This is a genomic window from Streptomyces sp. NPDC016677, from assembly GCF_055562815.1.
This window is the reverse complement of sequence record NZ_JBVHEO010000001.1, coordinates 1,005,758-1,016,541: the sequence shown is the minus strand read 5'-3', so window position 1 is coordinate 1,016,541 and position 10,784 is coordinate 1,005,758. Positions and strand designations below refer to the sequence as shown.

Here is a 10,784-nt window from a genome sequence, read left to right as displayed (position 1 = left end):
CGGCGACGCGGCGAGCGCCTCGGGGACGAGGGCCGAGGAGCCCGCAGCGGGACCGGACACCCCGCGGCGCGTCGGTCGCCTGCCGAAGTCGTCGGACACTTCCGTCACCTGCCGGGGGTCGGAGTCGTCGGGGCGGAGCCGGCCTGCGTGAGCGCCTCGGGAGCCAGGACCAAGGGCCTCGCAGCCGGCGACGCGGCGAGCGCCTCGGGGACGAGGGCCGAGGAGCCCGCAGCGGGACCGGACACCCCGCGGCGCGTCGGTCGCCTGCCGAAGTCGTCGGGCACTTCCCTCACCTGCCGGGGGTCGGAGTCGTCGGGGCGGAGCCGGCCTGCGTGAGCGCCTCGGGGGCCAGGACCAGGGGTGTCGCGCCCGCGGCGGGGCTCGGGGAGCCCTTGACCGTGCCGTCGGGAGCGAGGAAGGCCGGGTCGCCGCCGGGCACCATGCCCAGTTCACGGGCCCGGCGCTGGAGGGCCTGGGGCGCGGAGTAGGCGTCGACGTCCCGCTGGAGGGCCTGCTCCTCGTCGGTCAGCTCCTTGGTCTGCTGCTCCAGGTCGTCGAGGTGGAACGACCCCTCGCTCAGCGCGGAGTTCAGCACCAGCAGTCCGATGAGCCCGCCGCCGAGCAGGAGCACGACGAGGACGACGAAGGGGGTGCGGGCGGCCTGCCCTCCCCCGCCGCCGGCCGGGAAGAGCCGGGCCAGCCGGGCGGCCCTGCCCCTCAGTTCCGGTGCGCCTTTCACAGTCCCCTCCCTCCCCGGTCCGGGCCGCGCCCGTACCGTCCCCACCGCTCGGGCCTGACTCGGTTCACTGGGTGGACTCCCTGATCCGCTCCGCTCCGCGCAGCCGCGCCGGGGCCGCCCGCCGGTTCTCGGCGATCTCCTCCTCGGTGGGAAGTTCGGCACCGCGGGTGAGCAGCTTGAGCCGGGGCGCGTACCGCTCGGGGACCACCGGCAGCCCCGGCGGGGCCGTGTTGGCCGCGCCCGCCGCGAAGACCTGCTTGACCAGCCGGTCCTCCAGCGAGTGGTACGAGAGCACGGCGATCCGTCCGCCGACGGCGAGCGCCTCGACGGCGGCCGGGATCGCCCGTTCCAGGACCGACAGCTCGCCGTTGACCTCGATGCGCAGCGCCTGGAAGGTCCGCTTGGCCGGGTTGCCGCCGGTGCGCTTGGCGGCCTGCGGCAGCGCGCCGCGGATCAGCTCCACCAGCCGGGCGCTGTTGGTGAACGGCTCCTTCTCCCGCTCCCGGACGATCGCGGAGACGATCCGCTTGGCCTGCTTCTCCTCGCCGTAGGCGCGCAGGATGCGGACGAGTTCGCCCGGCGGGTACGTATTGAGTACCTCCGCGGCGCTCATGCCGGTCGTCTGGTCCATGCGCATGTCCAGCGGGGCGTCCTGCGCGTACGCGAAGCCGCGGTCCGCCTCGTCGAGCTGCATGGAGGACACGCCGAGGTCGAACAGCACGCCCTGGACGCGGGGGACGCCGAGCCGGTCGAGTACGTCGGGCAGCTCGTCGTAGACGGCGTGCACCAGGGTGGCGCGCTCGCCGTAGGGGGCGAGCCGCTCACCGGACAGGCGCAGGGCCTCCTTGTCGCGGTCCAGAGCGACGAGCCGGGCCTCGGGGAAGCGCTCCAGCAGGGCCTCGCTGTGCCCGCCGAGGCCGAGGGTGCAGTCGACGACCACCGCCCCCGGTTCCTCCAGGGCGGGCGCCAGCAGGTCCAGGCACCGCTGGAGCATCACCGGGACGTGTCGACTCTGGCTCAAGGGGGGTCGGCCTCTCGGGTCCGGCGCGGCGTCACGCACCGTCGGGTCCCCATCCTCCCCGGCAGGGCGGCGCCCCCGTGACGGGGGAACCTGCCGGCGCCGGAAGCGTCGGCCGGCCGGGAGCGGGAGGAGGCCGAGCCGTACGTACGCGCCGCGCACGTGGGGAGTACGGGCACCACGGCGCCCAGGTCTCCGGGGTTTCAGTCCAGCGGGGAGAGCCTCGCCTCCCGCTTCGCGTCACTTTAGTCCACCCTGTCTCCCGGTCAATCAACCGGCCTGCGCGTCGCGGGCCCGGGGGCTCGGGAAGCGGGATCCGGGGGCACTTCACCCGTACGGACGCACGGTCACCACTCCTGTGGGTTAGCTCACACCAGGGCTTCCCGGTGTTCTTTGTCCGTCTTCACGGCGGGCCGCGCGCGCCGGTGACCAGTAACGTCAGGGATATGACGACTTCTGCATCTGTTCCCGCAGGCTCCGACGCCGCCCCCGGCGGCGGCACCGTCACCGACCGCCTCGTCGAGGCGAACGCGCGCTATGCCGCCGACTTCACCGACCCCGGGATGGACGCCCGTCCTGTCCTGCGCGTCGCGGTCGTGGCCTGCATGGACGCCCGGCTCGACCTGCACGCCGCGCTCGGACTGAACCTCGGCGACTGCCACACCATCCGCAACGCGGGCGGTGTGGTCACCGACGACGTGATCCGCTCCCTGACCGTCAGCCAGCGCAAGCTGGGCACCCGCAGCGTGGTCCTCATCCACCACACCGGCTGCGGCATGGAGACCCTCACCGAGGACTTCCGCACCGAACTGGAGGCGGAGGTCGGCCAGCGCCCGGTCTGGGCGGTGGAGTCCTTCCGGGACGTCGACCAGGACGTGCGGCAGTCGATCCAGCGGGTGCGTACCTCCCCGTTCCTGGCGCACACCGACGACGTACGCGGCTTCGTCTTCGACGTGCGGACCGGCCGGCTGCGGGAGATCGACCCGGCCTGACGCGCCGGCCGTCCGGTCTGACGCGCCGGCCGTCCAGCCCAGCACGGGCCCGACCGTCCAGCTCGGCACGGGCCCGACCGTCCGGCCCGGCCCGTTCCGGGACGACAGTAAATCGATAGGACACGCGAAAGACCGCAAGGTCCGACATATCGCGGGCAGTTGTCCACAGGCGAGTGACACGAATCGGTAACGGCAGCAAGAATGCGGGGAGCGGTGCCGCGCGGGACCTCTTCCGCGGGGTGTCCGTGGTCCGGGGGCTCCTACGGGGGCAAGGGGAAAGGCCGAGGAGGACCGGGTGACGACCTATGACGATCGAGCGAGTCTCACTGATCTGACCGCTGTGGTCGAGCGGGTACGCGAGTCGGTGGAGGGCGTGATCGAGGGCAAGCCCGAGGTCGTCCGGCTCTCCCTGACGGTGCTGCTCGCCGAGGGACATCTGCTGATCGAGGACGTCCCGGGGGTCGGCAAGACCATGCTGGCCAAGGCGCTGGCCCGGTCCGTGGACTGCTCGGTGCGACGCATCCAGTTCACGCCCGACCTGCTGCCGTCCGACATCACCGGGGTGTCCATCTGGGACCAGCAGCGCCGGGACTTCGAGTTCAAGCCGGGCGCCATCTTCGCCCAGGTGGTGATCGGCGACGAGATCAACCGCGCCTCGCCCAAGACCCAGTCCGCGCTGCTGGAGTCGATGGAGGAGCGGCAGGTCACCATCGACGGCCACACCTACGAGCTGCCCGCCCCCTTCATGGTGGTGGCGACGCAGAACCCGGTGGAGATGGAGGGCACCTACCCGCTCCCCGAGGCCCAGCGCGACCGCTTCATGGCCCGGGTCTCCATCGGTTACCCCAGCGCCGAGGCCGAGTTGCAGATGCTCGACGTGCACGGCGGGGTGAACCCGCTGGACGACCTCCAGCCGGTGGCGCACGCGCACGAGATCGTGAAGCTGATCGAGGCGGTCCGCGGCGTCCACGTCGCCGAGCCGGTGCGCCGGTACGCCGTGGACCTGGTCGCCGCCACGCGCGACCACCCCGACCTCAGACTCGGCGCCTCGCCGCGCGCCACCCTGCATCTGCTGCGCGCGGCGAAGGCGACCGCCGCCCTCAGCGGCCGGGAGTACGCGCTGCCGGACGACGTGCAGGCACTCGCCGTCGCCGTGCTGGCGCACCGGCTGCTGCCCACCGCCCAGGCCCAGCTGAACCGCCGTACCTCCGAACAGGTGGTGCAGGAGATCCTGCAGCGCACCCCGGTGCCCTCCGACGGCCGGACGCCGAGCGGTTACGGGCCGGCGTACGGTCAGCAGCCGCCGCGGAGGCTGTGATGACCGCCGGGGGGACGGACCGGACGGAGGACGAGCGGGGGGACAGGGGCGGTCTGCGGACCGCGCTGGCCGGTCTGACCACCCGTGGCCGCTCCTTCCTGGCCGCCGGCGTGGCGGCGGCGATCTGCGCGTACGTCCTCGGGCAGAGCGATCTGCTCCGGGTCGGGCTGCTGCTGGCGGTGCTGCCGCTGGTGTGCGCGGTGGTGCTGTACCGCACGCGGTACCGGGTCGCGGGCAGCCGCAGGCTCTCCCCCGCGCGCGTACCGGCCACCGGCGAGGCCCGGGTGCACCTGCGCGTGGAGAACGTCTCGCGGCTGCCCACCGGCCTGCTGATGCTCCAGGACCGCGTGCCCTACGTGCTCGGCCCCCGTCCCCGCTTCGTCCTCGACCGCGTCGAGGCGGGCGGCAGCCGGGAGGTCTCCTACCGGGTCCGCTCCGACCTGCGCGGCCGCTACCCCCTGGGCCCGCTCCAGCTCCGCCTGACCGACCCGTTCGGCATGTGCGAGCTGACCCGGTCCTTCTCGGCGCAGGACACCCTCACGGTGATCCCGCGCGTGCAACCCCTGCCCCCGGTACGCCTGGGCGGCGAGGCCAAGGGATACGGCGACGGGCGGCAGCGCTCACTGGCCCTGGCGGGCGAGGACGACGTGATCCCGCGCGGGTACCGCTACGGCGACGACCTGCGCCGCGTGCACTGGCGCTCCACCGCCCGCTACGGCGAGCTGATGGTGCGCCGCGAGGAACAGCCCCAGCGGGCCCGCTGCACGGTCCTGCTGGACACCCGGGGCATCGCCTACGAGGGGGCCGGGCCCGACTCGGCCTTCGAGTGGGCGGTGTCGGGCGCGGCGTCGGTCCTGGTGCACATGCTGGAACGGGGCTTCTCCGTCCGGCTGCTGACGGACACCGGCGGTTCCGTGCCGGGCGAGGGCGCCGACGGTTTCGCCGGCGCCACGCAGGAGACGGCGGACGCGGCCGGGCTGATGATGGACACCCTCGCGGTGATCGACCACTCCGACCACACGGGTCTGTCCCGGGCCTACGACGTGCTGCGCGGCGGCAACGAGGGGCTGCTGGTGGCGTTCTTCGGTGACCTGGACGAGGAGCAGGCGGCGGTCGCCGCCAAGATGAGCCGGCGCAGCGGCGGGGCCCTCGCCTTCGTCCTGGACAGCGACGCCTGGCTGCGGGAACCGACGGACGTCCCCGGCCCGTCGGGCGAGCACGGGGAGCGGCTGCGGCTGCTGCGCGAGTCCGGCTGGACGGCCGTGGGCGTGGAGCGCGGGGCGTCACTGGAGGAACGGTGGCGCCGGGCGGATCAGGAACGCTCCGGCCTCATGACGGCGAACGGCGGGGAGGGTGTGCGATGAGCGGGCGGGCACGGATGGCGTTGTGCGCCTGGGCGGCCACGCTGATGGCGTCGTGCGCGTTGTTGCCGTTGGTCGATCCGGCCACCTGGATCGTGCAGGCCGCGTTGCTGCTGGCGATCCAGTCCGGGGTGGGCGCGGCGGTCCGCCGGGTGCCGTCGGCCCGGTGGCTGACGGTCGCGGCACAGGCCCTGGCCGCGCTGGTGCTGCTGACCCTGGCCTTCGCCCGCGAGCAGTCCTTCGCCGGTCTGGTTCCCGGCCCGGACACCTTCCGGCACTTCGCCGCGCTGCTGGAGCAGGGCGGCGACGACATCGCGCGGTACGCGATCCCGGCGCCGCTGGAGTCCGACGGCCTCCGGCTGATGCTGGTCGGCGGCGTGCTGGTGATCGGCCTGCTGGTGGACACCCTCGCGGTGACCTTCCGCGGCGCGGCTCCGGCGGGTCTGCCCCTGCTGGCGCTGTACTCGGTGGCCGCGGGGCTGTCGGACGGCGGCACCGACTGGCTGTGGTTCCTGGTCGCGGCGGCCGGCTATCTGATGCTGCTGCTGGCCGAGGGCCGCGAGCGGCTCGCCCAGTGGGGCCGGGTCTTCGGCGGTGCCCCCCGCGCCCCGGGCGCCGGGCCGGCCCGTGCCCTCGCCCCGGTCCGCACCGGCCGGCGGATCGGCGTGGTCGCGCTGGGCGTCGCCCTGGTGGTGCCGCTCGGGCTGCCCGCGATGAGCGGCGGCCTGCTGGACGGCACCGGCGCGGGCGTGGGCTCCGGCGACGGGGGCGGCGGCACCATCTCCGCGGTGAACCCGCTGGTGTCCCTGCGCGACAGCCTGAACGTGGACGAGAACCGCCAGGTCCTCTCCGTCCGCACCGAGTCGAGCGACATCTCCGACCTCTATCTGCGGATCGTCTCCCTGGACGACTTCGACGGCACCACCTGGAAGCCGTCCAAGCGGCAGATCACCTCCGTCCCGGACGGCGCCTTCCCCACGCCCCCCGGCCTCGGCCCCGAGGTCGAGCGCAGGGAGACGCGGACCACGATCTCGGCGGCCGACTGGTACGCCCAGGACTGGCTGCCGATGCCGTACCCGCCGAGCGGCGTGCTGGTCAGCGGCGCCTGGCGGTACGAACCGGTCGGCATGACCCTGGTCGGCGACCACGGCCAGAACACCCGCGGTCTGACGTACGACGTCAAGAGCCTGGAGGTGCGGCCGACGGCGGAGCAGCTGGCCGCCGCGCCGGAGCCCTCGGCGGCGATGGAACGCGAGTTCACCGAGCTGCCCGACTCGCTGCCGGCGGTCGTGTCGCGGACCGCCCGGGAGGTCACCGCGGGCGCCACCGACGCCTATGACCAGGCCGTGAGGCTCCAGGAGTACTTCGCGGTCACCGGTGGTTTCGAGTACGACACCCGGGTGCAGGTCGGCAGCGGCTCCCAGGCGATCGCCCGCTTCCTGCGGGACAAGCAGGGCTTCTGCGTGCACTTCTCGTTCGCCATGGCGGCGATGGCCCGTTCCCTGGGCATACCGGCCCGGGTCGCGGTCGGTTTCGCCCCGGGGTCCCCGCAGGCGGACGGGACGGTGTCGGTGGGCCTGCGGGACGCGCACGCCTGGCCGGAGCTGTACTTCGAGGGCGTCGGCTGGACCCGCTTCGAGCCGACCCCGAACCGCGGCTCGATACCGTCGTACACCGTGCCGGACTCGCCGGGCACCACGCTGCCGGACGCCGCCCGCCCGTCCCAGGAGGTCTCGGAGGCGCCGTCCGCCTCGGCGTCGGTGAGCGAGAGCTGCACGGCCCAGGACAAGAAGCTGGACGCCTGCGCGAGCGAGTCCCCGCAGGCCGCGCTCGCCGCCGGCGACGACGGCCCGAAGTGGTACGTCCGGCTGGCCTGGGCGCTGGGCGTGCTGCTGGTCCTGGTGATCCCGCTCTTCCCGATGCTGTGGCGGGCCCGCCGGCGGGCACTGCGGCTCGGGGCGCACGGCCGCGGCGCGGCGGACGCGGCGGCCCGCACCCTGGCGGCCTGGCAGGAGCTGACGGACACGGCGTGGGACTACGGCATCGCGCCGGACGAGTCGCAGACCCCGCGCAAGGCCGCGGCCCGGGTCGTGCGGCTGGGGCGGCTCGATCCGACGGCCGCCGCGGCCGTGCACCGGGTGGCGGACGCCGTGGAGCAGGTCCTCTACGCTCCCCGCCCGCGTCCGGTCACGGGACTGACGGAGGACGTGTACCGGGCGGCGGCCGGGCTGGGGGCCACGGCCGGCCGGGGAATGCGGCTGCGCGCCCGCTTCGCGCCGCGCTCGGCCGTACGGGTGGTCTGGGCGGCGTCGGCCCGCTGGGCGGCACTCAAGCACCGTGTGGCGCACCGCGTGGCGTCGGCCCGTCCCGCCCCGCGCCGGCCGAGGGGCCGAGGGGCGGAGAGCTGAGCACGGACGAAGAACGAGTGAGGGGCGGCCACCGGTCGGTGGCCGCCCCTCACTCACGTCGTCACTCATGCCGTACGGACCGTGACCCGGTCAGCTCGGTCCGGTCAGCGCCGTCCGGTCAGCACGGTCAGTGCCCGCCCTGCTCGTCGCGGCGGCGCTGCCAGCGCTCCTCGATACGGTCCATCATCGAGCGCTTCTGCCGCCCCTGGCGGCGTGCCTGGGGCGCGGCTCCGGCGGCGGGCTGCTCGCCCGGCTTGGGGGCCTTGCGCCATCCGGTCACCGCGAGGACCGCGCAGCCCAGCATGACGAGGAAGCCCACCACGCTGAGCCAGACCTGCTTGGCGACCATTCCGGCCATGAGGAGTGCGATACCTACGAGAAAGCCCGCGACCGCCTGGTAGACCCGTCGCCGGGTGTACGTACGCAGCCCGCTTCCCTCAAGCGCTGTCGCGAACTTGGGATCTTCGGCGTACAGCGCTCGCTCCATCTGCTCGAGCATGCGCTGCTCGTGCTCCGAGAGCGGCACGGCGTCCTCCTCATCGTGCAGTCGCCGGGGCGACCCGGGGGGTCCCTTCAGGATAGGCAGGGAATCGCCCCCGTGAAACCCGCCCCTCTACGCCAATTGGCCAACCGGTTTCCGCCATGGACGTCCCGGCCCGCTAGATTTCCATTCCCCAGCGGCCGGCCCGTCATGCCGGGCGGTCTCCCTCGATCATACGGCGCCGGGCCCCCGTTCGGGGGGCCTGTGGCGTACTCCATGTGCACGCAAGTAGCTGATCAGGGCCATATCCCGCCAGGTGGCTCAGACCCTCAGGTCACGTCGGTCCCCTGGGTCCCCCGGGTCTCGCCGAGCACATGGAGCTGGGTGGCCACGGAGTGGAAGGCCGGCAGTTCGGCCGCGGCGGCCTCCAGCTTCAGCAGCGCGTCCAGGGCCCCGGGCTCGGTGTCCACCAGGACGCCGGGGACGAGGTCGGCGAAGACCCGCACCCCGTGGACGGCGCCGACGGTCAGGCCCGCGCTCTCTACCAGGGCGGTGAGCTGCTCGGCGGTGAAGCGGCGCGGGACGGGGTCGCCGGCGCCCCAGCGGCCGTCCGGGTCGCCGAGGGCCTGGCGGGCCTCGGTGAAGTGCCCGGCGAGGGCGCGGGCGAGGACCGCGCCGCCCAGGCCGGCGGCGAGCAGGCTGAGGACGCCCTCGGGCCGCAGGGCCGCCACCGCGTTGCGGACGCCCTCGGCCGGGTCGTCGACGTACTCCAGGACGCCGTGGCAGAGCACCGCGTCGTACCCGCCGCGCTCGGCCACGTCGAAGAGGCCGTGAGCGTCGCCCTGGACGCCCCGCACCCGGTCGTCGACGCCCTCCTCGGCGGCCCGGCGCTCCAGGGCGAACAGGGCGTTGGGGCTGGGGTCGACGACGGTGACGTGGTGACCGAGGCGGGCCAGGGGCACGGCGAAGTTGCCGCTGCCGCCCCCGGTGTCGAGGACGTCCAGCACCGGCCGCCCCGTGGCCTTGACGCGGCGGTCGAGGGCGTCCCTGAGAACCTCCCAGACCACGGCGGTACGGAGGGAGGCGCGGGGGCGCGACGGGTCCGACACGGCAGTTGACTCCTCGGCGCGGCACCGCCTCTGCGCGGCGGAGCGAACGGGCTGCCTCCCCTCCGCCCGGTGGGGAAGGGGGGAGACTTCAGGCGTCTCCCACCCTATTGCCTCCTCATGGCCTCCTCCGCCCTGCCCGGTCACTCCGGTGATGCCACCTGCCACCGGGCACGAACGGCCCGGCATCCGGGGAGAAGGAGCTGGCGGTCACCCCGCGTCCGGCAGGCCGCGCCCCGGGGGCCCCGGAGCGCCGTCCCGGGGATCGCCCGGGCCGGGGGGCTCGCCGCTCTCCGGCCGGTCGCCGTCGGCACGGGGCTGCGGGAGGACCGGCTGGAGGACCAGCATCCGCTCCACCAGGCGCAGGAACATCGCCACGTCGCGTATGAGGTCGTCGGCGTCCCGGCTGCTCGCCGCGCCTTTGATGCCCGCCTCGGCCCGGGCCCGGCGCCGGGCCCCCGAGGCGAACAACGCGCTCCACTCGGTCAGCTCGGGCGCGATCTCGGGCAGCACCTCCCAGGCGCTGCGGATCCGGGCCCGGGCCCTGGCCGTGGGTTCCGGGCGGCCCCGGGCCGCGAGCACGGCGGCCGCGGTGCGCAGGGCGGCGAGGTGGGCCCGCGCGTACCGTTCGTTGGGGGTTTCGAGGACGGCGGCCTCGTCCAGTCCGGCGTGGGCCTGGGCGAGGAGGTCGAGGGCGGCGGGCGGGGCCGTGGCCCGGCGCAGCACGGGGTGCACGTCGCTCGCCGGGCCGGTCAGTGAGGGGGCAGGGCCGGTGGCGCGGCGCCGGCGGGCGGCGGCCGCGGAGGAGTTGGCCATGACGAACCTCCTGTCGTCTGTGTGACGGCACGGGTGCCGTGAGTACCCATCGTGGGGTATGGCACTGACAATCCGTTCCGACCTGGACTTTTGCCTCGATCAGGAGTTCGCGCAGGCGTTGGCGCATGAGCTGGCGCATGAGCTGGCGACGAGTGGTGCGGGCACGTCGCGGTGACCGGCCCGGGGCGGGCGGACGGGCACACGGGAGAGCGCCGGTCCGTTGTGGCCGCGTCCCCCGCGGGCCACCGCCGGACCGGCGCTCCCTGTTGCTCCCCCGTACTTCCCCCGTACGTTCCCCCGTCGGACCGCCTCACGTTCCCCCGTACGGCCGTCCTCCGGGTTCCCCCGTGCCTCGCTCCCGCCGGTCTCGGCCGGCGGAAGGAGCGGATCGTGGGCCCGGCCACCGCTCCGGCGCCCCGTGTCGCCGGTGCCGCGGCCGTGCCCCTCTCCGTGCCCCCACTCTCTCGTTTTCGCAGGTCGGCCCCCATCCGTGCGGGTACTCAACTGTCCGCCTAGGTACGGATACTCAGCCCTGCGCGCCCCTG

General features: G+C 74.4%; 9 protein-coding genes. 4 read left to right on the top strand and 5 right to left on the bottom strand.

The features are described from left to right. Positions 1-289: 289 nt before the first annotated feature. A complete protein-coding gene (ftsL, locus tag ACZ3IG_RS04480; RefSeq protein WP_467428873.1) occupies positions 290-739 on the bottom strand; it encodes a cell division protein FtsL in 450 nt (149 codons plus the stop codon). Between the two features lie 64 nt (positions 740-803). Next, positions 804-1,760, bottom strand: a complete 957-nt coding sequence (gene rsmH, locus ACZ3IG_RS04475) for a 16S rRNA (cytosine(1402)-N(4))-methyltransferase RsmH (RefSeq protein ID WP_467428872.1) — start codon at positions 1,758-1,760, stop codon at positions 804-806. Positions 1,761-2,203: 443 nt separating this feature from the next. Between rsmH and ACZ3IG_RS04470 the strand changes: the two genes are divergently transcribed. The 4 genes from ACZ3IG_RS04470 to ACZ3IG_RS04455 all read left to right on the top strand — a co-directional run bounded on the left by ACZ3IG_RS04470 (position 2,204) and on the right by ACZ3IG_RS04455 (position 7,836). Next, positions 2,204-2,749: a beta-class carbonic anhydrase gene (locus ACZ3IG_RS04470; RefSeq protein ID WP_467428871.1), complete on the top strand. Its 546-nt coding sequence runs from the start codon at positions 2,204-2,206 to the stop codon at positions 2,747-2,749. 295 nt (positions 2,750-3,044) lie between these two features. Further along, positions 3,045-4,067, top strand: a complete 1,023-nt coding sequence (locus ACZ3IG_RS04465; RefSeq protein WP_467428870.1) for an AAA family ATPase — start codon at positions 3,045-3,047, stop codon at positions 4,065-4,067. After that, a complete protein-coding gene (locus ACZ3IG_RS04460) occupies positions 4,067-5,431 on the top strand; it encodes a DUF58 domain-containing protein (RefSeq protein WP_467428867.1) in 1,365 nt (454 codons plus the stop codon). The genes ACZ3IG_RS04465 and ACZ3IG_RS04460 overlap by 1 nt, the downstream gene beginning before the upstream one ends. Further along, entirely contained in the window at positions 5,428-7,836 is a 2,409-nt protein-coding gene (locus ACZ3IG_RS04455; protein ID WP_467428866.1) for a transglutaminase TgpA family protein, read from the top strand. The genes ACZ3IG_RS04460 and ACZ3IG_RS04455 overlap by 4 nt, the downstream gene beginning before the upstream one ends. A 127-nt stretch (positions 7,837-7,963) precedes the next feature. Here ACZ3IG_RS04455 and ACZ3IG_RS04450 read toward each other — a convergent pair whose 3' ends face one another. The 3 genes from ACZ3IG_RS04450 to ACZ3IG_RS04440 all read right to left on the bottom strand — a co-directional run bounded on the left by ACZ3IG_RS04450 (position 7,964) and on the right by ACZ3IG_RS04440 (position 10,239). Continuing rightward, positions 7,964-8,362, bottom strand: a complete 399-nt coding sequence (locus ACZ3IG_RS04450) for a spore wall synthesis complex protein (protein WP_467428865.1) — start codon at positions 8,360-8,362, stop codon at positions 7,964-7,966. Between the two features lie 284 nt (positions 8,363-8,646). Beyond that, positions 8,647-9,426 carry a methyltransferase gene (locus ACZ3IG_RS04445; protein ID WP_467428862.1) on the bottom strand — a complete coding sequence of 260 codons (780 nt, stop codon included), beginning with the start codon at positions 9,424-9,426 and terminating at the stop codon, positions 8,647-8,649. 207 nt (positions 9,427-9,633) lie between these two features. Then, entirely contained in the window at positions 9,634-10,239 is a 606-nt protein-coding gene (locus ACZ3IG_RS04440) for an SAV_6107 family HEPN domain-containing protein (RefSeq protein WP_467428861.1), read from the bottom strand. Between the last annotated feature and the right edge of the window lie 545 nt (positions 10,240-10,784).